Source organism: Halopseudomonas sp. MFKK-1 (assembly GCF_027474385.1).
In the GTDB taxonomy this organism is placed as follows: domain Bacteria; phylum Pseudomonadota; class Gammaproteobacteria; order Pseudomonadales; family Pseudomonadaceae; genus Halopseudomonas; species Halopseudomonas aestusnigri.
On record NZ_CP114836.1, the window covers coordinates 2,379,710 to 2,405,544 of the forward strand.

A 25,835-nucleotide genomic window follows, 5' to 3' on the forward strand; every position below is an offset into this window, starting at 1 on the left:
CAGTGGATGGCAGCGTTCGGTGCTCACGAATCTGCCGGGTCAGTCATCTGGCCATCCTTTGCCGTTACAGCGTCAGGCAGTTTATCAGAAGGTTTGCCGGGACGAAGCAGAACTCGAGTGCAGGCGAACAGCCATTGGTAGACCTGTACCGGGCCTGCGGGTTCCTAAAGTGGAACGCTTCTTGCGTAGTCCCGGGTACAACGCAATCTGCGTCAAATATTTGATCTGGGGACTTTTTCGCCAATGGCTGTCGATCGCGCGCAACTGATGGGAAATATGCGGACCAATCTGGCCGGCTTGCGCCACGGCAGTCTGGGTATCCCGATTCTGCTGCTGGTGATGCTCGGCATGATGATGCTGCCGATCCCGCCATTTCTGCTCGACGTACTGTTTACCTTCAATATTGCGTTGTCGCTGGTCGTATTGCTGGTGTGCGCCTACGCGCTGCGACCGCTGGATTTTGCCGTTTTCCCGACCATCTTGCTGGTCTCGACCTTATTGCGTCTGGCGCTCAACGTGGCCTCCACCCGCGTAGTGCTGCTGTATGGCCACGAGGGTGGGGATGCGGCCGGTAAGGTAATCCAGGCCTTCGGTGAGGTGGTGATTGGCGGTAACTACGTCGTTGGTCTGGTGGTGTTCGCGATCCTGATGATCATCAACTTCGTGGTTGTCACCAAGGGCGCAGGCCGAATTTCCGAGGTGAGTGCGCGCTTTACCCTGGATGCCATGCCGGGCAAGCAGATGGCAATCGATGCCGATCTCAACTCCGGTCTGATCGATCAGGATCAGGCCAAGGCGCGTCGTCAGGAAGTGGCCCAGGAGGCCGAGTTCTACGGCTCCATGGACGGTGCCAGCAAATTCGTGCGCGGTGACGCCGTCGCCGGCCTGCTGATTCTGTTCATCAACGTGATTGGTGGTCTGGCGATCGGCATGGCGCAGCACGGGCTGCCATTTGCCGAAGCCGGTCGCATCTATGTGCTGCTGACCATCGGTGATGGCCTGGTTGCCCAGATCCCGTCGCTGCTGCTTTCGACTGCCGCGGCGATCATGGTGACCCGGGTTTCCTCCTCGGAAGACATGGGGGCGCAGGTTCAGCGTCAAATGTTTGCCTCGCCCAAGGCGTTGGCGGTGGCTGCGGCGATTCTGATCGTCATGGGGCTTATCCCTGGCATGCCGCACTTCTCTTTTCTCAGTCTCGGTGCGATTGCGGCGGCGGGTGCCTATCTCATCGCCAAGCGTCAGCAGGCCAAGGAGGAAGAAAAGGTGCAGGAAGAGCGTCAGCAGGCCCAGTTGCCGGCCGTTCAGGCGCCGGAGGCCCGCGAGCTTGGCTGGGATGATGTGACCCCGGTTGACATGGTCGGGCTTGAAGTCGGGTATCGACTCATCCCGCTGGTTGATCGCAATCAGGGTGGGCAGCTGTTGGCGCGGATCAAGGGCGTTCGCAAGAAACTTTCGCAGGATCTGGGCTTTCTGATGCCTTCGGTCCATATCCGCGACAACCTTGATCTGGCGCCCAATGCCTACCGCCTGACGCTGATGGGCGTGGGTGTGGCCGAGGCCGAGATCTACCCCGACCGTGAGCTGGCGATCAACCCGGGTCAGGTTTTTGGCGAGATCAAGGGTGTGCCCGGCAAGGATCCGGCGTTTGGTCTGGACGCAGTCTGGATTGAGCCTAACCAGAAGGATCAGGCGCAGTCACTCGGCTATACCGTGGTTGACGCCAGCACCGTGGTTGCCACCCATATCAACCAGATTCTCTACAAGCACGCCCACGAGCTGATTGGTCATGAGGAAGTGCAGCAGCTCATGCAGGTGCTGGCCAAGGCGTCGCCGAAGCTGGCCGAGGAGCTGGTGCCGGGGCTGATCTCCCTGTCCAACCTGCTCAAGGTGCTGCAGGGCCTGCTGCAGGAGCAGGTGCCGGTTCGTGACATCCGGACCATCGCCGAGGCCATCGCCAACAACTCGAACAAGAGTCAAGATACCGGCGCGCTGATCGGCGCGGTGCGTGTCGCGTTGTCACGTTCAATCGTGCAAAGCATTGTGGGGCTTGACTCTCAGCTGCCTGTGATCACGCTGGAGCCAAGGTTGGAACAGATGTTGCTACAGAGTATGCAGAAGGCCGGTCAGGGCGCCGACGACGGTATGTTGCTGGAGCCTGGCATGGCCGAGAAGTTGCAGCGCTCACTGTCTGATGCCGTACAACGGCAGGAAGTGCAGGGCAAGCCGGCAGTACTGCTGGTGGCGGGGCCGATTCGAATGATGATGGCCAAGTTTGTACGCTACGCAGCCCCGGGCGCCCATGTACTGTCCTACCAGGAAATTCCGGACAGCAAGCAGGTCACCATCATTGCGACGGTTGGCCAGAACTGAACTGCAGCACTCTGAATGAATGACAGCAACCGCCAGCGGGCGGTGCCAGAAAAGCGACGAGGTCAGCCATGAAAGTCAAACGTTTCTTTGCCGCAGACATGCGCCAGGCGATGAAGCTGGTTCGCGATGAGCTGGGCGCTGATGCGTCGATCATCGCCAATCGCCGGGTGGCCGGTGGCGTTGAACTGACCGCTGCGCTGGACTACGAGGCGCCCCGTCTGACGGCACCGACACCGGGTCTGGATGCTGAATTGAAAAAGACCCAGGAGCGCATCGTTGCCGCGCGCGCCGAGCTGGAGGTGGGCGAGATGGCTTCCCACGACCAGCCGCTGGTCAACCGCCAGCTGTTTGGTGACAGCATGCGCCACGCGGCTCGCCAGGGTTCTGTGGAGGCCCGTGATCTGCTGGATCGGCTGATTCAGGAGCCGGTTGAGCCGGCGGCACCGGCTGCAGCCAGCCGGCCTGCTGCGGAGCGCTCGCCGGCGGCAGCGGCCGTTGAAGATGCCAGCCTCAGCGCCATGCGCGCCGAACTGGCCGGGCTGCGGGAAATGCTGGAGTCTCAGCTGGGTGGTCTGGCCTGGGGGCAGCTCAATCAGCATAAGCCGAAACAGGCCGGTCTCTGGCGCCGTCTGACCCAGATGGGCTTGCCGGCCGAAGTCAGTCAGGATCTGCTGCGTCAGGTTTCTGACGTGAGTGATCCGCGTCAGGCCTGGCGCATGCTGCTGGCCTATCTGGCGCATCGTGTGCCGGTGCTGCGCGAAGAGCCGCTCGATGCCAGCGGCGTGATCGCGCTGGTCGGCCCCACCGGTGCCGGCAAAACGACTACCCTGGGCAAGCTCGCTGCGCGTTACGTGCTCAAGCACGGCAGTCAGCACGTTGCTCTGGTCACCATGGACACCTATCGTATCGGCGCACACGAACAGTTGCGCACCCTGGGCCGTATTCTCAATGTGCCGGTCAAGGTGGTGGACGAGCAGCAGGATCTCAATGACGTGCTGGCCGATTTCGCCGGCAAGCGCCTGGTTCTGATTGATACTGCCGGCCTGCAGGCCAACGATCCCTACCTGCGCGGCCAGCTCGACACCCTGGCCAGTCAGGGGCGTCGGGTACGCAATCTGCTGGTGCTGCCGGCGACCAGCCAGCACCGGGTGATGAAAGCGGCCTACCATACTTACAAGGCGTGCGGTCTGTCGGGCTGCATTCTGACGAAAGTGGACGAGGCCGCAACGCTCGGTGAATCGCTGGGGCTGGCGATGGAGCAGGGTTTGCCGGTAGCCTATCTGGCAGATGGCCAGCGCATTCCCGACGATATCAGCCGCGCCGTCGGGCATCAGCTGGTGAGTCGTGCAGTTAGTATGGCAGGTAATGATGCGCCGGCAGATCAGACCATGGCCGACGTATTTGCCGGTATGATGAACAGCCAGCGGGCCAGTTAAGCAATTTCACAGGATTAAGGTAATCAGCGCAGATGGGCAGCAAACATCCGGTTCAGGTAATCGCGGTCACCGGGGGCAAGGGTGGCATCGGCAAGACCAACGTGTCGGTGAATCTCAGCCTTGCTCTGGCGGAGATGGGACGGCGCGTTGTGCTGCTCGACGCTGACCTTGGTCTCGCCAACGTTGACGTGCTGCTGGGGCTCAAGCCAAAGGCAACGCTGGCCGACGTGCTGGAGGGCAAGTGCGATCTGCGCGACGTTCTGGTCACCGGCCCCGGCGGCGTTCGTATTGTGCCGGCCGCCTCGGGGGCCGCCAACATGGTGAGCCTCAACCACCAGCAGCATGCCGGCCTGATTCAGGCGTTCAGCGAGATCGGTGACAATATCGACGTGCTGATCGTCGATACGGCGGCCGGCATTGGTGATTCGGTAGTCAGCTTCGTGCGGGCGGCGCAGGAGGTGCTCGTCGTGGTATGTGACGAGCCAACCTCGATTACCGATGCCTACGCCCTGATCAAGCTGCTCAACCGTGATTACGGGATGACCCGATTCCGCGTGCTGGCGAATATGGTCGGCACGCCGCAGGAGGGCCGCATGGTGTTTGCTAAGCTCGCCAAGGTGACGGATCGATTTCTTGACGTTGCACTTCAGTATGTCGGAGCCGTTCCGTTTGATGAGGCGGTGCGCAAGTCAGTGCAAAAGCAGCGCGCGGTGTTTGAAGCTTTTCCGCGCAGCAAGGCCTCGCTGGCAATTCGCGCCATTGCACAGAAAGTTGATGCCTGGCCGCTGCCGGCCAACCCGCGAGGACACCTGGAGTTCTTCGTCGAACGTCTGGTGCAACCGACAGGGTCTGGCCTATGACAGCACAGGCTGGCGGATTGAGCATGTATACACGAGCACAGAGTTCTCGCGGTGAGCAGGATCGACTCGTCGAGCAGTATGCGCCGCTGGTAAAGCGAATTGCCTACCACCTGCTGGGGCGGCTGCCGTCCAGTGTGCAGGTGGAGGATCTAATGCAAGCCGGTATGATCGGGCTGCTGGAAGCCTCCCGCAAATTCGACTTCGGCAAGGGCGCCAGTTTCGAAACCTATGCCGGCATCCGCATTCGCGGTGCGATGCTGGACGAGGTGCGCAAGGGCGACTGGGCGCCACGCTCGGTACACCGCAATACGCGGATGGTCAGTGATGCGATGCGCGCGGTCGAGGCGCGGCTCGGGCGTGACGCCAAGGATCACGAAGTTGCCGCCGAGCTGGAGATGAGCCTGGAAGAGTACTATACGATTCTCAGCGATACCGCCGGCAGCAAGTTGTTCAGCTTTGATGATCTGCTTGAGTCGGGTGCGCCGGCAGATGTGCAGGGCGGCGAGGAACCGGCGTCCGGGCTGCAGGATGAGCGTTTCAGAGCGGCTTTGATCGAGGCAATCGACACGTTGCCCGAGCGCGAGCGACTGCTGCTGTCGCTTTATTACGATGAGGAGCTTAACCTCAAGGAGATCGGCGCCGTGCTGGGTGTCAGTGAATCCAGGGTCAGTCAGTTGCACAGTCAATGTGCTGCTAGGTTGCGCTCGAAGCTGATGAGCTGGCGAAATGATTGATTTTGTCGTCAACATCCGGACAATGCTCGGATTGCTCGACAGGTAGTGGCTTCGGGCCGGACGTCCAGGTGGCGTTTTCGAGGGTGCATCCGATCAGCCTGCTGGCTTCCAGCTGATTGATCAGAGCTTCTTTTACGGCTTGATTGGTTATTTGCGATGGGTTTTTGGGGTGCAGGCCTGCACATTCCCTGGTTTGTACGGAGGTCGACTTGGACAAGAATATGAAAATTCTCATCGTTGATGATTTTTCGACGATGAGGCGCATCATCAAGAACCTGTTGCGCGACCTTGGGTTTACCAACACAGCCGAAGCCGATGACGGCAACACCGCGTTGCCGATGCTGCAGAGCGGCAGTTTCGATTTCCTGGTGACTGACTGGAACATGCCCGGTATGAGCGGCATTGACCTGTTACGCGCTGTGCGGGCCGACGAGCGGCTCAAGCACCTGCCGGTGCTGATGGTAACGGCCGAGGCCAAGCGAGATCAGATCATTGAAGCCGCGCAGGCGGGCGTCAATGGCTATGTGGTCAAGCCGTTTACGGCTCAGGCCTTGAAAGAAAAGATCGAAAAAATCTTTGAGCGAGTTCAGGCTAAATAATAATCAACCGGGGTACAGGTTATGGCTTTGAGTAAGGATCCCGGCCAGGCGACCGCTCAGGAATTCGAGCATTCGCTGAAGGACAATGCGCACCAGCTGGTTGGTCACCTTGAGAGCGGCAACTTCGGTGAAGCGTTGCTGGTCATTCATGCCATCAATCAGGCACGCGACCGTGGTCTTTATCACGAAGTAGGGCAGCTCACCCGCGCGTTGCACAATGCCATCGTCAATTTTCAGATCGACACGACCCACGCGCTGGGTGGTGACAACGATACTTCCAAGATATCCGATGCCTCTGACCGGCTGGACTATGTGGTTCAGCTGACCGACAAGGCGGCCAACCGGACCATGGATCTGGTCGAGGCCAGCGTCCCCAAGGTCGCTGATCTGGGGCAGCAGGCGAACGCCCTCAAGGCAGACTGGCAGCGGCTGCAGCGCCGGGAGATGGCGGCGGACGAGTTTCGCGACCTCTACCGCCGGGTAGGCGAGTTCCTTGAGCAGACCGAATCGACCAGCAAGGATCTGTCCACCAATCTGAACGATATTCTGCTCGCTCAGGACTATCAGGATCTGACCGGCCAGGTGATCAAGCGTGTGACTACGCTTGTGCATGATGTCGAAGAGAGCCTGGTCAACCTGGTCCGAATGGCGGGACAGGTCGACCGCATTACCGGCATCAATCATGGTGAATCTCCCGAGGACGGAAAAAAATCCTCCTCCAGGGGTGAAGGTCCGCAAATTCATGCCGATAAAAGGGAAGACGTTGTTTCCGGTCAGGATGAGGTTGATGACCTCCTTTCCAGCCTGGGATTCTGATGTCAGCTGTAACTGCCGCACGCTGAGCGCGCGGCCGGTCTGACTGCTCAAGGTCGCTGCCTGGCAGCAACGTTGAGTGACTGCGCAGCGCCGAGATGGAAATTCAAGGCGGCATTGCGTGGCCTTCCGATAACACGCCCGAGGGGAGTGGGTGCATGAGTTTCGATGCGGATGAAGAGATTCTCCAGGACTTTCTGGTCGAGGCCGGCGAGATTCTCGAGCAGTTGTCCGAACAGTTGGTCGAGCTGGAAAACCGGCCCGACGACATGGATCTGCTTAACGCTATCTTCCGCGGCTTTCACACCGTAAAGGGCGGGGCCGGCTTTCTCCAGCTGGACGCCCTTGTTGCCTGCTGCCATATCGCCGAGAACGTATTCGATATTCTGCGCAAGGGCGAACGTACCGTCACGCCCGAGTTGATGGACGTCGTTCTTCAGGCGCTGGACACGGTCAATGGCATGTTTGCCCAGGTGCGAGAGAGCGAGGAGCCGACTCCTGCTGCGCCTGCTCTGCTGGATGCGTTGGCCGCCCTGGCTCAGCCCGCGTCGGCGGATGAGGCAACAAGCGAGCCGCCTGCTGCAGAAGCACCTGAGCCTGAGCCGGAGCCCGAGGCTGGTCCGGCTGACGCTGCGGCACCTGCCGCTGCCGAGGGTGACATCACCGACGATGAATTCGAGCAGTTGCTTGACGCCCTGCATGGTGATGGCAGTGCGGCTGCCGCAGCCTCTGTTGCTGCTGCCCAGACAGCGTCCACCGCTGGCGCCGATGAGATCTCCGATGATGAATTTGAGGCCCTGCTGGATGAACTGCATGGCCCGGGCAAGGCGCCGGCAGCTGCGACAGGCAAGCCGGCAGCCGCTGAATCGTCCAGGCCGGCGTCTGACGGTGACGACATTACCGACGATGAATTTGAGGCGCTGCTTGACCAGTTGCACGGCAAGGGTGCTGCCCCGGGTGTCAAGGAAGCACCTGCTGCTGCACCGGAGACGTCGGCTGCCGACAGTTCCGATGACCATATCACTGACGACGAATTCGAAGCGCTGCTTGATCAGCTCCACGGCAAGGGTGCTGCCCCCGGTATTGCTGACGCCAAGGCCGACCAGTCCGAGGCTGCCAAGCCCGCTGCACAACCTGCTGCCAGCAAGCCGGTAACGCCCGCTGCGCCCAAGGCTGCAGCGAAGCCGGCGGCCAAGGCCGCAGCACCCGCACCCGCACCGGCCAAGTCGGCTGCGCCCGCCGAGGCGCCAGCGGCTGACACCACAGTGCGCGTCGATACCGCCCGGCTGGATGAAATCATGAACATGGTCGGTGAGCTGGTGCTGGTGCGTAACCGCCTGGTGCGTCTGGGTCTGGCCAGCGGTGATGAAGAGCTGGGCAAGGCCGTTGGCAACCTGGATGTGGTCACGGCCGACCTGCAGATGTCGGTCATGAAAACGCGCATGCAGCCGATCAAGAAGGTCTTCGGCCGGTTCCCCCGGGTTGTTCGCGATTTGGCGCGCAACCTCAAGAAGGAAATCAATCTTGAGCTGATTGGTGAAGAGACCGATCTGGACAAGAATCTGGTTGAGGCGCTGGCCGATCCGCTGGTGCACCTGGTGCGCAACTCGGTAGACCACGGTATCGAATTGCCGGACGAGCGTGAAGCCGCAGGCAAGCCGCGGACGGGCAAGGTGGTGCTGGCTGCGCAGCAGGAAGGTGACCATATTCTGCTGACCATCGTCGACGATGGTCGTGGCATGGACCCTGAAATCCTGCGGGCCAAGGCGGTCGAGAAAGGCATGATGGACAAGGACGCAGCGGACCGTCTCAGCGACTCCGAATGCTTCAATCTGATCCTCGCGCCGGGCTTCTCGACCAAAACGGAAATCTCCGACGTATCCGGCCGTGGTGTCGGCATGGACGTGGTCAAGACCAAGATCTCCCAGCTCAACGGCACGATCAGCATCGAGTCGACCAAGGGGCAGGGCTCGCGGATCGCAATCAAGGTACCTCTGACCCTGGCCATCATGCCGACCCTGATGGTCATGCTGGCCGACCAGGCGTTCGCGCTGCCGCTGGTCAGCGTCAACGAGATCTACAGCCTCGACCTGTCCCGCACCAACGTGGTGGACGGTCAGGAGGTGATCATCGTGCGCGAGAAAGCCTTGCCGCTGTTCTATCTCAAGCACTGGCTGATGCCGGGAGTGGAAGATACCAGCGATCATTCGGCGGCCAGTGTGGTGATCGTGTCGGTGGGTACCCAGCGTGTCGGCTTTGTGGTCGATCAGCTGGTTGGTCAGGAAGAGGTGGTCATCAAGCCGCTCGGGCGTATGCTGCAAGGTACCGCCGGAATGGCTGGGGCAACCATTACTGGCGACGGTCGTATTGCCCTGATTCTGGATATTCCGAGCCTGCTCAAGCGTTATGCGCGACGCATGTGATAGCCTGCTGCGGGGCGCGCCGCGCGTCCCTCAAAGGCTTAAGCAAGTGTTGTCTGCGGGAAGCTGCAAGCCCGCCAAAACAGTTATGAATCAGTTCATGTGCAGGACGCAGGTCAGGAGAGGGTATGGCGGTTAAGGTTCTGGTGGTCGACGATTCGGGTTTCTTTCGCCGCAGGGTGACGGAGATTCTGGCCGGCGATCCGCAAATCCAGGTAGTCGGTACTGCCAACAATGGTCGTGAGGCCATCGAGCAGACATTGGCGCTGCACCCGGATGTGATCACCATGGACTACGAGATGCCGGTCATGGACGGCATTGAAGCCGTCCGGCAGATCATGCAGCGCTGTCCGACGCCGGTGATCATGTTCTCCTCGCTTACCTACGAGGGTGCCCGCGTCAGCCTGGATGCGCTTGACGCCGGTGCGGCCGATTATCTGCCGAAAAACTTCGAGGACATTTCGCGCAACCCTGACAAGGTGCGTCAGATGCTGTGCGAGAGGGTTACCGCCCTGGCCCGAACCAACCGTCGCTCGCTCGGTCTGCACTCCACCCCGTCGCCCGCTGCTGCCCCCGCACCCGGGCTGGCCTCGCGCCCGGCTTCGGGCTTGTCGAGCAGTGCCCCTGCGCGCCCGACCGCTGCACCCGCACCGTCGGCACCGGTGAAAAACAGTCCGGCCCCGCGCAAGCGGAGCTACAAGCTGGTGGCCATTGGTACCTCGACCGGGGGGCCGGTGGCGCTGCAGAAAGTACTGACCCAACTGCCGGCGAATTTTCCTGCTCCGTTGCTGCTGGTCCAGCATATGCCGGCTGCCTTCACCAAGGCGTTCGCCGAGCGGCTGGACAAGCTGTGCCGGATTTCCGTCAAGGAGGCTGAGGACGGCGACGTGCTGCGTCCCGGCCGGGCGCTGCTGGCACCGGGGGGTAAGCAGATGATGGTGGATTCGCGTGGCGTTGTGCGCATTCTGCCCGGTGATGAGAGATTGAACTACAAACCGTGTGTGGATGTGACCTTTGGTTCGGCCGCCAAGGCTTTCCAGGATAAGGTGCTGGCGGTGGTTCTTACCGGTATGGGGGCTGATGGTCGTGAGGGCGCACGCATGCTCAAGCAGGCCGGCAGTTCGGTCTGGGCCCAGGACGAAGCCAGCTGCGTGATCTACGGTATGCCGATGGCTGTTGCCAAGGCTAATCTGGCTGATGGCATCTATAACCTGGATGAAATCGGTCGTTACCTGGCTGAGCTCAGCTGATGGATATCCTTAGCGTCATCGGCGTCATTCTGGCGTTTGTCGCTATCATCGGTGGTAACTACCTCGAAGGTGGTCACGCTACCGCGCTGCTCAACGGTCCGGCAGGCCTGATCGTCATTGGTGGCACCCTGGGTGCTGCATTTATCCAAACGCCGCTTACCGTGTTCAAGCGGGCGCTGGCGATTCTGCCCTGGATCATCTTCCCGCCGGCCAACCGCATGCGTGAGGGTATCAGCCAGGTTATCAACTGGAGCACCATCGCGCGCAAGGAAGGGCTGCTCGGGCTGGAAAGCATGGCCGAGCTGGAGCCTGACAACTTTGCCCGCAAGGGCTTGCAGCTGCTGGTTGACGGCAGCGAGCCCGAAGCGCTGCGCAGCATCATGGAAGTCGATCTGGTCAACAAGGAACACGGCGATCTGATGGCGGCCAAGGTGTACGAATGCATGGGTGGCTATGCGCCGACCATTGGTATTATCGGGGCGGTGATGGGGCTTATTCATGTGATGGGCAATCTCGCTGATCCGTCGCGGTTGGGTGCCGGCATTGCGGTTGCCTTTGTTGCCACCATCTACGGCGTGGCGCTCGCCAACCTGTTCATGCTGCCGGCTGCTGCGAAGCTCAAGGCGGTGGTTCTGCAGCAGTCCAAATACCGCGAAATGCTGCTCGAAGGCCTGATGTCGATCGCCGAGGGCGAGAATCCGCGGTCGATCGAAATGAAGCTTGAGGGCTTTCTGGATTAGAGGTTGAACGATGCGCCGATCCAGACCGGAAGAGCATGAGAATCACGAGCGCTGGCTGGTGTCCTACGCGGACTTCATCACGCTTCTGTTCGCCTTTTTCGTTGTCATGTACTCCATCTCCTCGGTCAACGAGGGCAAGTACAAGGTGTTATCCGATACGCTGGTCGGTGCCTTCAACCAGCCGCAGCGCTCGGTTGACCCGATTCAGATCGGCTCGGAACTGCCGCGCGGTATTACCCGCGAGAACAATGACGCTATCGGTGCTGGCAGTCCTGACGGCACCAGTGACGCCTTGCAGGATATCACCGCAGCGATGGAAGCGGCCTTCGGGGATCTCATCCAGTCCGGTGAGCTGGAGGTCCGTGGCAACGAGATGTGGGTCGAGATCGAGCTGAGTTCGGGGTTGCTGTTTCCCAGCGGCGATGCGCTCCCGCTGGATGCCGCCTTTGATCTGATTGACCGGATCGCGGCCATTCTCAAACCCTATGACAATCCGGTGCATGTGGAAGGCTTTACCGACAACATTCCGATTCGCTCCGGTCGCTATCCGACCAACTGGGAGCTTTCTGCCGCGCGGGCGGCCAGTGTGGTGCGCATGCTCAGCAATGGCGGAGTCAACCCTGACCGGCTGGCTGCGGTAGGCTATGGTGAATTCAGGCCTGTTGCCGATAACACGACGGCGGCTGGCCGCAGGGCCAATCGTCGGGTGGTGCTGCTGGTATCTCGTTATCTTGACACTCGGCACGAGCAAATCGCTGAACCTGACGAGCGTATTGATGTGATGCGTGAAGCGCGCACGCCGTTGCCTTCTGGCACGGCTCCTGCATCGGACGCTCTGCAATAGGTAAAACAGACGGCGGGCTGTCAGAATGTTGGCGTTTCATTATTTTTGCGGGATGCGCAGTGGTTCCGGCATCCTCGGAGGCAGGGTATGAGAGTCTGGGCTGTAGCCAACCAGAAGGGCGGGGTGGGCAAGACCACGACAGCCGTCGCGCTGGCGGGCCTGCTTGCAGATCAGGGCCAGAAGGTATTGGTCGTGGATCTCGACCCGCACGGCTCGATGACCAGTTATTTCGGCCAGGATCCCGACCAGCTGACCAGCAGCGTTTTCAATCTGTTTCAGCACAACGGGCAGGTGCCCGAGGGGCTTGCGGCGGCATTGCTTAAAGAGACCTCGCATCCGAATATCGGTCTGTTGCCCTCAAGCACCTCGCTGGCGACCCTGGAGCGTCAGTCGGCCGCGCAGGGCGGGTATGGTCTGGTGATCTCGCGAGCGCTGGCGCAACTGTGGAACGACTACCAGTTCGTCATTATCGACAGTCCGCCACTCCTCGGCGTGTCGATGATCAATGCACTGGCGGCGTGCGAACAACTGATTATTCCGGTACAGACCGAGTTCCTGGCACTCAAGGGGCTTGAACGGATGGTGCATACCCTCAACATGGTCAACCGCTCGCGCAAGCAGGCGTTGCCCTACACCATCGTGCCCACGCTGTTTGACCGCCGTACCCAGGCGTCACTCAATACCTTGCGGCTGCTGCGTCGCGACTACGCGGAGCATCTGTGGCAGGCGTACATTCCGATTGATACGAAACTGCGCGACGCCAGCCTTGCGGGCGTGGTGCCATCGCAGCTTGATCAGAATGCCCGTGGGGTGCTGGCTTACCGGGCGTTGCTGCGGTTTTTGCTGGCCCAGTCGCTCAATCGCCGTGAGCAGGTGGCGTGAGAACGGGCTGCCGGGTTCGCTAATGCTTTGCCTTGGCGCGCCGATAACCAATACAGGCCGTTACCTATGGGGTGACGGCAATGCGAGACGATCTGGTTGTTATGAGTAAACCCTTGTTGCCGGTTCAGGAGTTCGTGCCCGAGCAGACCATTCAGCATTATCTGGATGCCCTGCTGCAGGATGCGGCTGATGAGCTGGCCCGTGCCGAACAGGAAAGTCTTGCGCCGGCTCCGCAGCCTGAGGTTGCCGAGCCGACGCCGCTGCGAGTGCTGGAAAAATCGGAGCCTGATCGGCCTGTGGCCAGGCCTGCGCCGCCGGTGGTGGCGGCGCGCGAAGAGCCCGATCCGATCGCCGCCGAACCTGTACCGCCGGCCAGGTCAGCGCCGCAGTGGCGGGAACAGCCTTTCGAGGCGCTGCTGTTTGATGTTGGCGGGCTCAAACTGGCGGTGCCACTGGTGCTGCTGGGTACCATTTACCCGCTGGAAGATGAAATTACGCCGCTGTTCGGTCAGCCGGACTGGTTTCTCGGTATCCTCGCCACCCAGGCCGGCAATATCAAGGTGCTGGACACGGCGCGCTGGGTCATGCCCGAGCGCTACACGCCGGAGCTCAAGGACAGCCTGTCCTTTGTGATCTCGGTTGAAGGTTACGACTGGGGTATGGCCGTGCACGGCGTACAGCAGTCGATTCGGCTCGCGCCGGAACAGATCAAATGGCGCTCACAGCAGGGCAAGCGACCCTGGCTTGCGGGTACCGTGATTGATCACATGTGTGCGCTGCTGGATGTGTCTGCGCTGGCCGAGCTGATAGTGGGTAACGCAGGCTCTGCTGCGGCTGGTAATGCCGCGGCGCCAGCATTAGGATGAGCGGGTAGGGTGGCGTTGCCGAGTGACGCGCTCGAGCCCTGGACTTAAATGATGATCGGGAAGCAAGACAATGAAGAATAATTCGGGACAAGGTGCTGAAGATCCGATCCTGCAATGGGTGACCTTCCGGCTCGACAACGAGACCTACGGCATCAATGTTATGCAGGTGCAGGAAGTACTGCGACACACCGAGATCGCCCCTGTGCCGGGTGCGCCCTCCTATGTGCTGGGGATCATCAACCTGCGTGGCAATGTGGTGACGGTTATTGATACCCGTCAGCGCTTTGGCCTGAGCCCGGCTCCCATCACCGATAACACTCGCATCGTGATCATCGAGGCAGACAAGCAGGTTGTCGGCATCCTGGTCGACAGCGTGGCCGAGGTGGTGTACCTGCGTCAGTCCGAGATCGAGACGGCACCGAATGTGGGTACGGATGAGTCGGCCAAGTTTATTCAGGGCGTCTGCAACAAGAACAACGAGCTGCTGATTCTGGTCGATCTCGAGAAGATGATGACCGAGGACGAGTGGGCAGAATTGTCGGGATTCTGACAGATGAATGAGCCCTGGCTGCTGCTGGTGGTGGGCGGTGTGGTCGGCCTGTTGCTGGCCGCGCTGGTCGGCCTCATTGCCCTGTTCGTCCAGGTGCGTCGCCTGCCGACTCTGCAGCAGCAACTGGACGTTCGATTGCAGGCGCGGATGGACCAGCTGGCACGGGATCTTGCCACCTTCCAGCAGGGCAGTATACGCATGGGGGAAGAGCTGACTGCACTGCGCCAGCAGGTCAAGCGACTCGAAGACAAGCAGCTCAAGCTTGAGCAGCAGGACCCCCAGGCGATGCCCTATAACCAGGCCGCCAGGCTGGTCGGCATGGGCGCCAGTATTGAAGATCTGACCCAATCCTGCGGTCTGTCCAAGGCCGAGGCCGAACTGTTCGTCAAACTGCACGCTTCCCGCCAGGGTTGACCTGGACGCCAGACTACTGCTGTTCCTTGCGTTCCAGCTGCAGTGGTTTTTCCTTGCCGGCATCCGGGTCGAATCCCGCCGGCCGCTTCCCCTTTATGTACCAGGCAAAGGCAATGATTTCGGCGATCGTCCGGTACAGGGCTTCGGGTATCTGATCGCCCAGCTCCATGCGTGCCAGCATTCTTGCCAGGTCGGCGTTCTCGTAGATCGGTACTTCGTACTGCATCGCCAGGTCGATGATCTGTTGTGCCAGATCCCCTTCGCCCTTGGCGGTAATGGTCGGTGCCTGTTCTCCGCCGTCATAGACCAGCGCAATCGCTTCTCGGGATGTGCTCATCAGGTTACCTCGTCGATCCAGCCTTGCTGGACCGGCTGGCGTGGTGGCGGTGGTGTACCCCGGTGGCAGCTCAGCTCGCCGACATCCAGCCCCTTGGCCAGCAGCCGGTCGCGCAGGGCGCCGATTTCACTGTTGATCAGGCCCAGTGTTTCCTGCCGCTCTGCCCACAGCTCGCTGCTGACCTTGTCATTTCGCAGACGGGCAATTGCCTGCATGTTGCCCAGGTGATCCAGATTGAACGCCAGCCTGACTTCCCATATCGGCACCGGTTCCGGCTGACGTGGTGTTGGCGCCGACTCATCGCGCTGGATGCGGACCTGAACATGGTTGAACTGCTGGCCGTCGCGCAGCGGGATTTCAAGCTGCCAGGTTGTCTGGCTGCTGCCGTCCGAGAAGGTTTGGGTTTGGCCCATGCTCTGCAGTTGATGGTGTTGAATACGCGATAACAGTGCTGCGGTAAGGCGCAGCAGGCTGCCCAGATCGTTGGTTTCGCCCAGTGCCTGAAGGGCACGGGCGGGCAGGGGGAAGAGGCCAGGCTTGACGATTACGCCTTGCTGCGCCAGCTGCATTGCCTGTTGCCATGGTCCGGTCGGCGTCTGCTGTGGCGTCAGGGCCGAGCCCGGTAGCTGTTGCTGCAGGGTAACCAGCAGGCTGACCAGCGCACCCTTGAAGTCTGCACCGGCCAGCGGCTCTGTTGCGCGTGGTGCGCTCAGGCTGGCCAGCAGCGGCAGCAGCTTGTCGAGAGCGGGCAGGGCCGGCTTGGCACCGTCACCGGGCGACGTAACCGGAGCCTTGCCGTCCGGGTTGAGTTCGCCAGCCTGTTGTCGGCCCATGATATCGGCAAGACGTGCCAGGTTGGCTTCCAGAAAATTGCCGCTCTGAGCCACCGCATTGGCGACGCCGGTCGCAGTCATCAGTTGCGGCGCATCGACAATCTGCTTCAGTACGTTGGCGACAGCCAGTTGCAGTGCCGGCACGGCCGGCAAGTCGTCTGGCGATGCCGCCAGCGAGGCCAGTCGCGTCAGCAGGAGTTCTGATGAAGCCTGCTGCTGGAAGGCGGCGCGCAAGCCTTGCAGCAGATCGGCCTGGCGGACCTGCTCGCTGCTGCTGAGCACGCGCAATTCGCCCTGGCTGCCAACGGTTGCGTTGAGCAGGGTGCCGGGCTCGACCGGGCGCGTGCTGTTAATGCTCAGCAGTGTCTGTTGGGCGCTCTGCTGGACCAGTTGGGCCACCAGTTCGTAGCGCGCAGCCTGGCTGGTGGTGGCTGGAATCGATTGCTGGCTGATCACCCGCGCCTGGACCGGGGAGCCGGCAGGAAACTGCGCCGGATCAAGGCGGGTCAGCAGCTGGGCATTTTGTGCGCTGACCTGCTGTACGACTGCCATCAGCTGGGTTTGGGTCACCGCCTGGACCACCATGCGGGTTCCGGTCGCAAGCGGCTGGTTACTGCTGGCAGGCAGGGTGGTGGTACCGCTCATGTCCTGCTTGACGATCTTCAGCAGCAGATCGAACTGGCCGCTTGCATTCGGTTTGGCGCTGCTCTGCACGACATCCGCGTCAGCCTGATCGCCGCCCAAAACCTGCAGTGCGTCAATTGGACGCAATAGCTGCAGCGCCACCATTATGGCGCCGGCAGAACGCGCCGGCGCAGCACTGGTGCTGCCGGTTGGCGGGGTGTTGCTGGTCGGTGGCAGGCGAATGTCGGGGCTCATGCTGTCACATGTTGACGTAAATCGAGGTCCCCCGCAAAAGGGGGGCATGTATAATGGCGCCGCTGGAAAACAGGCGCTCCCGCAGGTCTTGCTGGCTACAGAGTATAGCGGCAGACGGGGCGGGATCATTAATTAGCCGCTACCACCCCAGGTAGCGTTCGGAGCAGCGGTGGCAGCTGAGCAGATCGACATTATCGACCTGGCTTGTGAGCGGGATGAGCGGGAGCTCTTTGCCCGGCTGGACTGCTGTCTTCAGGCAGGTGACGTATTGCAGGTCGCCGGCCCCAATGGTGCAGGCAAGACAAGTCTGCTGCGTATTCTGGCTGGCCTGATGCCAGCCTCGGCCGGTGATATTCATTACGGTGGCCGATCTATCCTGGGTGGCAGCGGGCGCGAGTTCTGGCGCCGCCACTTGCTGTTTCTTGGTCACGCCACGGCGGTAAAAGCGACCCTGAGCGCAGAAGAGAATCTGTCCTGGCTTTGCGCGCTCGACCAGCCCGTCGACCGTGAGGCGATCTGGGATGCTCTGGCTGCGGTTGGCCTGCGCGGCTATGAAGATGTGCCCTGTCGGCAGATGTCAGCCGGCCAGCAGCGTCGTGTGGCGCTGGCACGATTGCGGTTGCAGACCGCCAAGCCGATCTGGGTGCTGGACGAGCCCTTTACCGCGCTGGATCGGGCGGCAGTGCAGGTGTTGGAACAGCAGATTCTGGCGTTTGCTCGCGACGGCGGCATCGCGGTGCTGACAACCCACCACAGTCTGGACCACCTGAATGAGGTTCGGCGGCTGGATCTGGGGCGGGTTTGCTGATGGGTAGCGTGCTCTGGCAACTGCTGCGCCGAGAATGGCAACTGACCTGGCGGCGCCCCGGCGAGGTGCTCAATCCGCTGGTGTTCTTTGCCATGGTCATTACTCTGTTTCCGCTGGCGGTCGGCCCCGAGCCGGCGCTGCTGCAGCGCATGGCGTCGGGTGTGATCTGGGTTGCGGCATTGCTGGCAACCCTGTTGTCGCTGGATGGGCTGTTTCGCAGTGACTTTGAGGACGGCTCGCTGGAGCAATGGGTATTGTCTCCCCATCCCCTGACACTGCTGGTGCTGGTCAAGGTGCTGCACCACTGGCTGATGTGTGGTGTCATGCTGGTGCTGTTGACGCCGGTGCTGGGCATGATGCTGGCTTTGCCCTGGTCGGTGATCCCGGTACTCTGTGCCACGCTGCTGCTCGGTACGGCCGTACTGAGCCTGCTGGGAGCCATCGGTGCGGCGCTGACGGTAGGGTTGAAGGGCGGCGGCAGCATGCTGCTGGCATTGCTGATACTGCCTCTGTATATCCCGGTGCTGATTCTCGGCACCGGTGCCATGGATGCGGCATTGCAGGGTTTGCCGGTGCAGGGTTACCTGCTGTGGCTGGGCTGCCTGGCAGTGCTGGCATTGAGTCTGGCTCCGCTGGCAATCGCAGCGGGCCTGCGAATCGGGGTTAGCGAATAATTGCGGAGTTGAACGGCGAATGAGCTGGACGTTTTTCCACAAACTGGGCTCGCCCAAATGGTTCTATGAGATCAGCGGCAAACTGATGCCCTGGATCGCTGCCTTCAGTCTGCTGGCGCTGGTTGTCGGCAGTGTCTGGGGTTTGGTGTTTGCCCCGCAGGATTACCAGCAGGGCAACAGTTTCCGCATCATCTACATCCATGTGCCGGCGGCGATTCTTGCCCAATCCTGCTACATGATGCTGGCGGTAGCTGGCGTCGTTGGCCTGGTCTGGCGCATGAAACTGGCGGATGTCGCGCTGCAGTGTGCGGCGCCGATCGGGGCCTGGATGACCTTTGTTGCGCTGATCACCGGTTCGATCTGGGGCAAGCCGACCTGGGGCACCTACTGGGAGTGGGATGCGCGACTGACGTCGATGCTGATCCTGCTGTTTCTGTACTTTGGCATCATTGCCCTGCGCATGGCGATCAGCAATCGTGATACCGCAGCCAAGGCGACGTCGGTGATGGCGATTGTCGGCGTGATCAATATCCCGATCATCAAGTACTCGGTCGACTGGTGGAACACCCTGCACCAGCCTGCCACCTTCACTATTACCGAGAAGCCGGCCATGCCGCCGGAAATGTGGCTGCCGCTGCTGGTTATGGTTCTGGCGTTCTACGGGCTGTTTACGCTGAATCTGTTCATGCGCATGCGGCTGGAAATCCTGAAGCGCGAGCACAAGACCCGTTGGGTACGTGATGCGCTGGAGAACAATTCATGAGCGACCTGGCGACCTACTTTGCCATGGGTGGACATGGCCCCTACGTCTGGACTGCCTACGGAATTACGGCTGCAGTTCTGATCCTGTTGTTCCTCACCCCGATGATCGGACGTCGTCGGCTGGTGCAGGCCGAAGCACGCCGTCGTCGGCGAGAGGAATCCTGATGCATCCCGCACGCAAGAAACGCCTGATTCTGATTTTGCTGGTTCTGCTGGGAGTAGGGTCCGCCGTGGCGCTGGCCCTGACTGCCCTGCGCGAAAACATCAACCTGTTCTACACCCCGACCCAGATTGCCGACGGCGAGGCACCCCAGGGTGCGCGCATTCGTGCTGGTGGCATGGTGGTCGAGGGCAGCGTCGAGCGCTCGACCGACTCCCTCGATGTCCGCTTTGATGTATCCGACGGCGCCAAGGCTGTGACCATTGCCTACAGTGGCATCCTGCCGGATCTGTTCCGTGAAGGGCAGGGCATCGTCGCGCTGGGTCGCATCAATGCCGATGGCGTGCTGGAGGCAGACGAGGTGCTGGCCAAGCACGATGAAGAGTACATGCCGCCCGAAGTGGCCAAGGCGATGAATGACGCCATGGCCAACAAGGCTGCCCAGCAGCCGCAAGCGGAATAAGGGGGCAGCATGATTCCTGAACTTGGGCAGATCGCCCTGATCATAGCGCTGTGCCTGTCGGTTCTGCAGGCAACAGTGCCGCTGTATGGTGCCTGGCGCGGTGACGGCATGGCCATGGGGCTCGGTCAACCGGCGGCCGCGGCGCAGTGCCTGTTCGTGGCCTTTGCCTTTGGCTGTCTGGTCCACGCCTTTGTGGTTGACGACTTCAGCGTGACCTATGTTGCGCTCAACTCCAACTCGGCACTGCCCTGGTATTACAAGGTCAGTGCGGTTTGGGGGGGGCACGAGGGTTCTCTGCTGCTGTGGGCGCTGATTCTGGCGGGATGGACCTTTGCCGTGGCGATCTTCTCGCGCGATCTGCCGGAGGAGATGCTGGCCCGTGTGTTGGCAGTGATGGGCATGATCAGCGTCGGCTTCCTGTGCTTTATGCTGATCACATCCAACCCGTTTGATCGTCAGCTGCCGTTCCATCCGGTCGACGGCAACGACCTCAACCCGCTGCTGCAGGACTTCGGCCTGATCGTCCACCCGCCGATGCTCTATATGGGTTATGTCGGCTTCTCGGTGGCCTTTGCCTTTGCTATCGCGGCGCTGCTGGGCGGTCGTCTTGACGCCGCCTGGGCCCGCTGGTCGCGGCCCTGGACCATCGTCGCCTGGGCATTTCTGACCATCGGTATCGTGCTTGGCTCCTGGTGGGCCTATTACGAGCTCGGCTGGGGGGGGTGGTGGTTCTGGGACCCGGTAGAAAACGCGTCATTCATGCCCTGGCTGGTGGGTACTGCACTGATCCACTCGCTGGCGGTGACCGAAAAGCGCGGCGTGTTCAAGAGCTGGACCGTGCTGCTCGCCATCGCGGCCTTCTCGCTGAGTCTGCTGGGTACCTTCCTGGTACGCTCCGGCGTGCTGACCTCGGTGCATGCGTTTGCAACCGATCCGGAGCGCGGCGTGTTCGTGCTGGGCTTCCTGCTGGTCGTGGTTGGTGGTTCGCTGCTGCTGTATGCCCTGCGTGCGCCGGTAGTGAAGAGCCAGATCGGCTTTGCCTGGAACTCGCGTGAAGCGCTGCTGCTGGTCAACAACGTGGTGCTGGTGGTATCGGCGCTGATGGTCCTGCTCGGCACCCTGTACCCGCTGATCATGTCGGCGTTCGACACCCTGGTGTCGGTTGGCCCGCCGTACTTCAACGGCATGTTCCTGCCGTTGATGGCGATTCTGATGGCTGCCCTCGGTGTCGGCATCCTCAGCCGCTGGAAGCAGACCCCGATGGACTGGCTGGTTGGCCAGCTCAAGTGGGTGCTGGTGCTGGCCGCCGTGGCTGCAGTCGCTATCGCCCTGTGGATCGGTGCCCACCAGTTGGCGGTCGGCAGTCTGCTGCTGCTGGTCTTCTGGGTGTGTGGCGCCAGTGTGCGGGACATCCTGCACAAGAGTCGCAACAAGGGGCTGGTCGCCGGTGTTCGTGCGTTGCCGCGCAGCTACTGGGGCATGACCCTGGCGCATGTGGGTATCGCGGTCTGTGCCGTTGGCGTGGTCGGTGCCAGTCTGTTCGACAATCAGCGCGACCTGCGCATGGCGCCGGGTGACGCTCTGGATCTGGGCGGCTACACCTTCGTATTTGATGGCGTGCGCCACCGTGAGGGCCCGAACTGGGTGTCAGATCAGGGCACAGTCAGTGTCTATTCCGGCGACCGCCTGCTGACCACGCTGCACCCGGAGAAGCGCCTGTACCGGGTGAAGAATCAGGTAATGACCGAGGCGGGCATTGACGCCGGTTTTACCCGCGACCTGTTCGTTGCCATGGGCGAGCCGCTTGAGGGTGATGCCTGGGCGATGCGGGTTCATATCAAGCCCTTTGTGCGCTGGATCTGGCTGGGCGGCCTGATGATGATGGCTGGTGGCCTTCTGGCTGCCAGTGACAAGCGCTACCGTCTCAAGGCGCGCCAGCGCGCCGACCAGCCGGCCAGTCGCGTTGCCGGGGAGCCTGCCTGATGCGTCGTCTATTGCTGATTGTGCCGCTGCTGCTGTTTCTGGTGCTGGCCGGCTTCTTCCTGCAGAGCCTGATGACCAAGGAAGAAGGCGTGACCGAGCTGGAGCTGCCGTCACCGCTGTTGAACAAGCCGTTCCCGACGTTTGATCTGCCATCGGTGATCGATGGCGAGCCGCGCATTACCCAGGCTGATCTCAAGGGCCCGGCGCTGGTCAATATCTGGGCGACCTGGTGTGTTGCCTGCCGCGTCGAGCATCCGGTGCTGAACCGTCTCGCTGCCGAAGGCGTGGTGATCTACGGGGTCAACTACAAGGACACCAATGCAGACGCGATCAAGTGGCTGAAGGACTTTCATAACCCCTATCAGTTGAACATCAGCGATGCTGATGGCCGACTCGGGCTTGATCTGGGCGTTTACGGCGCACCGGAAACCTATCTGATCGATGCCAACGGCGTGATCCGTCACAAGTTTATCGGCGTGATTGACGACCGGGTTTGGGACACCGACCTGGGCGCGCGTTATCAGGCGCTGGTGGAGGAGGCCAAATGAGCCGACGACTGCACTGGCTTGCCCTCGGGCTGCTGCTGATGGCTGGCGGCGTCGGGGCGGCGGTGGATACCTTCGAGTTCAGCTCGGAGCAGGAGCGTGATCGCTTCTACGCCATCGGTTCCGAACTGCGCTGCCCGAAATGTCAGAACCAGAACATTGCCGACTCCGATGCGCCGATTGCGGCTGACCTGCGTCAGGAGGTGTTTCGACTGCTGGAGGACGGGCGCAGTGACGACGAGATCGTCGACTACATGGTCGCCCGCTATGGCGAGTTCGTTCGCTACAAGCCGGCTCTGAACCGCGATACTGCGGTGCTCTGGTTCGGACCGCTGGCGTTCCTGCTGGTTGGCGTGCTGGCGTTGGTCTTACTGGTTCGCCGCCGGCAGCGGGCGGTGAATGAATCCTCTGATGCCGGTCTGTCGCCGCAGGAGCAAAAGCGGCTGGACGAACTGCTCAACAAGAAGAGCCAAGATGACTGATTTGTGGTTGGGAGCCGCCGCCCTGTTGCTGGTCGCGGCCGTGATGATGCTGTGGCCGCTGCGCCGGCGCCAGCGGATGGATCGGGTGGATCGTACCGCCCTGAACGTGGCCCTTTACGAGGAGCGCGTCGCCGAGCTGGAAGCGCAGGCGCGGGCGGGGGATCTGAGTGAGTCGCAGCTTGCTGCCGCCAAGGGCGAGGCCAGTCGGCTGCTGCTTGAAGACACCGCCGCTGCCGACGCGCGGCAGGCGCCGCTGACCCGTCAGTTCACCTGGCTGCTGATTATCGCCGTTCTGGTACTGCCGCTCGCCGTGCTGGGGCTTTATCGTCAGTGGGGCGCGGCCGATGGCCTGGCGCTGTACCGCGAAATGCAGGCTACCCCTCAGGTGGATTCGCTAGAAGCGCTGATCGACCGCACCCGGCGGGTAGTGCAGGTGCAACCCGAGAACGGAGAGGCCTGGTACATGCTGGGGCGCGCCTATATCAGTGCCCAGAACCCGGAAAAGGCGGCCGATGCCTTTGGCAATGCGCTGGCGCGTCTGGGTGAGCAACCCGAGGTATTGGCCCAGCTGGCACAGGCACGTTATTTCGCCAACGGCAACAAGCTCGATGCCGAGTCTGCGCTGGCGCTGGACAAGGCCATCGAGCTGGACCCGCAGCAGCCTACCGCGCTGGGCCTGCTCGGTATCGCCGCCTTCGAGGCGGATGACTTTGCCGGTGCCATTCGTTACTGGCGGCAGTTGCAGCAGGGTATGGCAGAGAACAGTCCCGGCGCTCAGGCCATTCAGGGCGGTATTGACCGTGCCCGTCAGCGCATGATCGATGCCGGCCAGACACCGCCGGAAGCGCCGGTGCTGCTGGCGGTCAAGGCGCAGATCAGCATTGACCCGGCGCTGCGCGCCAGCCTGCCGGATAGCGCCAGTGTATTTGTCTTCATCCGCGAGCCGAACGGCCCGCCGATGCCGCTGGCGGCCAAACGTCTGACCTTGGCCGAGCTGCCTCTGGAGCTGAGCCTGAGTGAAGCCGATGCCATGCTGCCCGGCGTCAAGCTGAGCGCAGAGCAGCCACTTGAGCTGGTCGCGCGGGTATCGCTGGATGGCGATGCGCGCAGCGGTACCCATATCGGCAGGGTCGACGAGGTTCGCGCCGGCTCCGAGCAGGTGTATCAACTGGTCATTGATCAGTCCGTCGAGTAACTCTGTCCGGGCTCCCGGCTGTCCGGCCGGGAGTCATGCCCCGTTTCCTGTTGTCCAATTCGGCATGGCCCTGCCACGGGCCGCTCATACAGGAGGCGGTCGCCATGTTCACCCTGATTCCCTTCGCCAACGACAAGGTGCTGGGCTTTCGCATCGAAGGCAAGATCACCGGCGAGATGCTGGAGCAGATGCTTGCGGTAGTTGAAGCCAAACTGCAGGAACACCCCAGAGCGCGGATCTATGTCGAAATGCCGGCCTTTGAGGGTATGTCGGTTGAAGCCCTGTACAAGGATCTGAAATACGGCATCAGCCACTGGAACCGTTTCGAGCGCGAGGCTGTTGTAACGGATCAGCGCTGGCTCGAAGTGATGGTTGGTCTGGCTGACCGTCTGATTCCGGGCGTTGAGGTAAAGGTCTTTCCGACCAGTGAGGCAGCTACCGCCCGCGACTGGATTCAGGCCCTCTGATTCAGTCCTGCTGTGCTGTTAGTCCTGTTGTACTTCGGGTAGCGTGGTTGCCAGCAGCGCCCCAAGCAGGCCGATGGCCGAGAGCAGCAACAGCATGCCTGCCGCGCCGATCAGGCCGCTGAGCAGGCCGAACAACCCGGTGGCGAGCAGGATCAGGCCAATGACGCTGTTGCCGACCGAAACATAGTCCGTACGTTTGTTGCCGCCGGCCATGTCCAGCACATAGGTCTTGCGGCCGACCCGCACGCCGGCATGGGCAATACCGAGCACGAAGAACGCCAGCGGAAACAGCCAGGCATGCAGCGCGTCGGGCAGGTTGGCCCAGCGATCAACCGCAATCACCAGCGGCCCCAGCAGGCTCGCCAGCAGTGCGGCGCGAATCAGCACCTGACGACTCGACGCATCCGACATCCGCCCCCAAACGCCCGCGCTCAGGCTGCTGGCCAGGCCGTTGGCAACCAGAAAGGCTCCCAGCATGCCAAAGCCGCTCTCCACGTCTCGGGCAAGTACCACGTAGTAGGGCGCCGACAGCGCCGAACACAGCAGCAGCGCCCGGGTGACGACAAAACGCCGGAAGGGCGCGTCGTCGCGCAGCAGGCTGATGTTGCCGAGCGCGTGGCTGAAGGCGTTGCCGCCGCCCTCGGTCGCACCGGGGGCCTCGTCGATGCGCCGGTAAACCAGCGCTGCGAGCATCCATAGCAGTGCCGCGCCAATCAGCAATGCGGCGTAGAACAGCATATCGTCGTCATTTGGCGGATAGATCAGGCAGTAGACCCCGAAGGCCAGAGCCAGCCAGCCGGACAGGCTGGTCGCCAGGCCGTTAAGCCGGCCTCGGCGGGTCTTGGGGACGGTCTTGCCGATCACATCCTTGCTGGCCACCGAGCACAGCCCACGGGCCAGACTGAAGACGATCAGGCAGGCAATGATCAGCCCGCCCGCCAGCGCCCCCTCAAAGAACCACGCCACCGCGCCCATGGCCAGCAACGCCGCTGCCTGCAGCAGGCTGCCGCATACCCAGACGCCGCGCCGATAGGGCAGGCGACGAATCCAGGCGGCGATCAGCAGTTGCGGCAGCATCGAGCCGGACTCGCGAATCGGTACCAGCCAGGCGATCAGCGCAACCGGCGCACCGACCACGCCGAGCAGCCAGGCGAGGGTGGTTTTCGGGTTGGTCAGGGTATCGCCCAGGCTGGTCAGGGTGTTGGCCAGCACCTGCAGGAAGAAGTTCTGCGGCACGTCTGAACAGGCCGAATCGGGGATGTCCTTGCAGACTCTGGCGTCTTCTTCGTTCATCAGCTTGCTGTAGAGGCTGTCGAGTCGCGGTTCTGCGGCCATGATCGTTCCGGTATCCCTGTATGGTGCGGCGCTGAAAGTGTGCCGCAAGCGGCTGCATCAGGCCAGCGAATTGCCCCAAGGGGCTTCTCATGGGCGCGCAGACCGGGTAAAAATGCGGGTTTGCTGGTCGGTTC

Annotated in this window: 27 protein-coding genes; 24 read left to right on the forward strand and 3 right to left on the reverse strand. The window is 61.7% G+C overall.

Going from position 1 to position 25,835, the window contains the following annotated elements:
• Positions 1 to 243: 243 nt before the first annotated feature.
• From flhA to O5O48_RS11235, 14 genes are all read left to right on the forward strand, one after another.
• Entirely contained in the window at positions 244 to 2,370 is a 2,127-nt protein-coding gene (gene flhA / locus O5O48_RS11170; RefSeq protein WP_088273657.1) for a flagellar biosynthesis protein FlhA, read from the forward strand.
• Between the two features lie 68 nt (positions 2,371 to 2,438).
• A complete protein-coding gene (flhF, locus tag O5O48_RS11175; RefSeq protein ID WP_269687035.1) occupies positions 2,439 to 3,806 on the forward strand; it encodes a flagellar biosynthesis protein FlhF in 1,368 nt (455 codons plus the stop codon).
• A gap of 32 nt (positions 3,807 to 3,838) precedes the next feature.
• Positions 3,839 to 4,666 (forward strand): flagellar synthesis regulator FleN, encoded by an 828-nt coding sequence (fleN, locus tag O5O48_RS11180; protein ID WP_088273659.1) that lies wholly within the window; start codon positions 3,839 to 3,841, stop codon positions 4,664 to 4,666.
• Positions 4,663 to 5,400 carry an RNA polymerase sigma factor FliA gene (locus tag O5O48_RS11185; RefSeq protein WP_228246165.1) on the forward strand — a complete coding sequence of 246 codons (738 nt, stop codon included), beginning with the start codon at positions 4,663 to 4,665 and terminating at the stop codon, positions 5,398 to 5,400. The genes fleN and O5O48_RS11185 overlap by 4 nt, the downstream gene beginning before the upstream one ends.
• A gap of 221 nt (positions 5,401 to 5,621) precedes the next feature.
• Positions 5,622 to 5,999 (forward strand): chemotaxis response regulator CheY, encoded by a 378-nt coding sequence (locus tag O5O48_RS11190; RefSeq protein WP_172409633.1) that lies wholly within the window; start codon positions 5,622 to 5,624, stop codon positions 5,997 to 5,999.
• 21 nt (positions 6,000 to 6,020) lie between these two features.
• The gene (locus O5O48_RS11195) at positions 6,021 to 6,815 is read left to right on the forward strand and encodes a protein phosphatase CheZ (RefSeq protein ID WP_088273662.1); all 795 of its coding nucleotides are present in this window, start codon (positions 6,021 to 6,023) and stop codon (positions 6,813 to 6,815) included.
• Positions 6,816 to 6,970: 155 nt separating this feature from the next.
• Positions 6,971 to 9,235 carry a chemotaxis protein CheA gene (locus O5O48_RS11200; protein WP_269687036.1) on the forward strand — a complete coding sequence of 755 codons (2,265 nt, stop codon included), beginning with the start codon at positions 6,971 to 6,973 and terminating at the stop codon, positions 9,233 to 9,235.
• A 125-nt stretch (positions 9,236 to 9,360) separates the two neighbouring features.
• Positions 9,361 to 10,482 (forward strand): protein-glutamate methylesterase/protein-glutamine glutaminase, encoded by a 1,122-nt coding sequence (locus tag O5O48_RS11205; RefSeq protein WP_088273664.1) that lies wholly within the window; start codon positions 9,361 to 9,363, stop codon positions 10,480 to 10,482.
• Positions 10,482 to 11,222 carry a flagellar motor protein gene (locus O5O48_RS11210; RefSeq protein ID WP_088273665.1) on the forward strand — a complete coding sequence of 247 codons (741 nt, stop codon included), beginning with the start codon at positions 10,482 to 10,484 and terminating at the stop codon, positions 11,220 to 11,222. The genes O5O48_RS11205 and O5O48_RS11210 overlap by 1 nt, the downstream gene beginning before the upstream one ends.
• 10 nt (positions 11,223 to 11,232) lie before the next feature.
• Entirely contained in the window at positions 11,233 to 12,066 is an 834-nt protein-coding gene (gene motD, locus O5O48_RS11215; protein ID WP_228246163.1) for a flagellar motor protein MotD, read from the forward strand.
• 87 nt (positions 12,067 to 12,153) lie between these two features.
• Positions 12,154 to 12,948 (forward strand): ParA family protein, encoded by a 795-nt coding sequence (locus tag O5O48_RS11220; RefSeq protein WP_088273667.1) that lies wholly within the window; start codon positions 12,154 to 12,156, stop codon positions 12,946 to 12,948.
• 101 nt (positions 12,949 to 13,049) lie between these two features.
• Entirely contained in the window at positions 13,050 to 13,814 is a 765-nt protein-coding gene (locus O5O48_RS11225) for a CheW domain-containing protein (protein ID WP_269687037.1), read from the forward strand.
• 70 nt (positions 13,815 to 13,884) lie between these two features.
• A complete protein-coding gene (locus O5O48_RS11230) occupies positions 13,885 to 14,364 on the forward strand; it encodes a chemotaxis protein CheW (protein WP_088273668.1) in 480 nt (159 codons plus the stop codon).
• A gap of 3 nt (positions 14,365 to 14,367) precedes the next feature.
• On the forward strand, positions 14,368 to 14,778 hold the full coding sequence (locus O5O48_RS11235) for a DUF2802 domain-containing protein (RefSeq protein WP_228246161.1): 411 nt from the start codon (positions 14,368 to 14,370) through the stop codon (positions 14,776 to 14,778).
• A gap of 13 nt (positions 14,779 to 14,791) precedes the next feature.
• On the opposite strand, the gene O5O48_RS11240 is transcribed toward O5O48_RS11235, so the two are convergent.
• Both O5O48_RS11240 and fliK read right to left on the reverse strand, forming a co-directional pair.
• Positions 14,792 to 15,115, reverse strand: coding sequence for an EscU/YscU/HrcU family type III secretion system export apparatus switch protein (locus O5O48_RS11240; RefSeq protein ID WP_434006941.1), 324 nt, complete (start codon positions 15,113 to 15,115; stop codon positions 14,792 to 14,794).
• Entirely contained in the window at positions 15,115 to 16,827 is a 1,713-nt protein-coding gene (gene fliK / locus O5O48_RS11245; protein ID WP_269687038.1) for a flagellar hook-length control protein FliK, read from the reverse strand. The genes O5O48_RS11240 and fliK overlap by 1 nt, the downstream gene beginning before the upstream one ends.
• Positions 16,828 to 16,996: 169 nt before the next feature.
• Between fliK and ccmA the strand changes: the two genes are divergently transcribed.
• The 10 genes from ccmA (at position 16,997) to O5O48_RS11295 (ending at position 24,366) form a co-directional block, all read left to right on the forward strand.
• The gene (ccmA, locus tag O5O48_RS11250) at positions 16,997 to 17,635 is read left to right on the forward strand and encodes a cytochrome c biogenesis heme-transporting ATPase CcmA (protein ID WP_228246159.1); all 639 of its coding nucleotides are present in this window, start codon (positions 16,997 to 16,999) and stop codon (positions 17,633 to 17,635) included.
• Positions 17,635 to 18,309 carry a heme exporter protein CcmB gene (gene ccmB, locus O5O48_RS11255; RefSeq protein WP_088273673.1) on the forward strand — a complete coding sequence of 225 codons (675 nt, stop codon included), beginning with the start codon at positions 17,635 to 17,637 and terminating at the stop codon, positions 18,307 to 18,309. Before ccmA ends, ccmB begins: the two co-directional genes overlap by 1 nt.
• A gap of 19 nt (positions 18,310 to 18,328) precedes the next feature.
• Positions 18,329 to 19,072: a heme ABC transporter permease gene (locus O5O48_RS11260; protein ID WP_088273674.1), complete on the forward strand. Its 744-nt coding sequence runs from the start codon at positions 18,329 to 18,331 to the stop codon at positions 19,070 to 19,072.
• On the forward strand, positions 19,069 to 19,236 hold the full coding sequence (gene ccmD / locus O5O48_RS11265; protein WP_088273675.1) for a heme exporter protein CcmD: 168 nt from the start codon (positions 19,069 to 19,071) through the stop codon (positions 19,234 to 19,236). Before O5O48_RS11260 ends, ccmD begins: the two co-directional genes overlap by 4 nt.
• A complete protein-coding gene (gene ccmE, locus O5O48_RS11270) occupies positions 19,236 to 19,694 on the forward strand; it encodes a cytochrome c maturation protein CcmE (RefSeq protein ID WP_088273676.1) in 459 nt (152 codons plus the stop codon). The genes ccmD and ccmE overlap by 1 nt, the downstream gene beginning before the upstream one ends.
• A gap of 9 nt (positions 19,695 to 19,703) precedes the next feature.
• Positions 19,704 to 21,677, forward strand: coding sequence for a heme lyase CcmF/NrfE family subunit (locus tag O5O48_RS11275; RefSeq protein ID WP_228246157.1), 1,974 nt, complete (start codon positions 19,704 to 19,706; stop codon positions 21,675 to 21,677).
• Positions 21,677 to 22,225 carry a DsbE family thiol:disulfide interchange protein gene (locus O5O48_RS11280; RefSeq protein WP_228246156.1) on the forward strand — a complete coding sequence of 183 codons (549 nt, stop codon included), beginning with the start codon at positions 21,677 to 21,679 and terminating at the stop codon, positions 22,223 to 22,225. Before O5O48_RS11275 ends, O5O48_RS11280 begins: the two co-directional genes overlap by 1 nt.
• Positions 22,222 to 22,704, forward strand: a complete 483-nt coding sequence (locus tag O5O48_RS11285) for a cytochrome c-type biogenesis protein (RefSeq protein ID WP_269687039.1) — start codon at positions 22,222 to 22,224, stop codon at positions 22,702 to 22,704. The genes O5O48_RS11280 and O5O48_RS11285 overlap by 4 nt, the downstream gene beginning before the upstream one ends.
• Positions 22,697 to 23,899, forward strand: a complete 1,203-nt coding sequence (gene ccmI, locus O5O48_RS11290; RefSeq protein WP_269687040.1) for a c-type cytochrome biogenesis protein CcmI — start codon at positions 22,697 to 22,699, stop codon at positions 23,897 to 23,899. The genes O5O48_RS11285 and ccmI overlap by 8 nt, the downstream gene beginning before the upstream one ends.
• Positions 23,900 to 24,003: 104 nt before the next feature.
• Positions 24,004 to 24,366: an STAS/SEC14 domain-containing protein gene (locus O5O48_RS11295; RefSeq protein ID WP_233048226.1), complete on the forward strand. Its 363-nt coding sequence runs from the start codon at positions 24,004 to 24,006 to the stop codon at positions 24,364 to 24,366.
• An 18-nt stretch (positions 24,367 to 24,384) separates the two neighbouring features.
• Here the strand turns inward: O5O48_RS11295 and O5O48_RS11300 are convergent, their stop codons facing one another.
• On the reverse strand, positions 24,385 to 25,701 hold the full coding sequence (locus O5O48_RS11300; protein ID WP_233048225.1) for an MFS transporter: 1,317 nt from the start codon (positions 25,699 to 25,701) through the stop codon (positions 24,385 to 24,387).
• Positions 25,702 to 25,835: the final 134 nt, after the last annotated feature.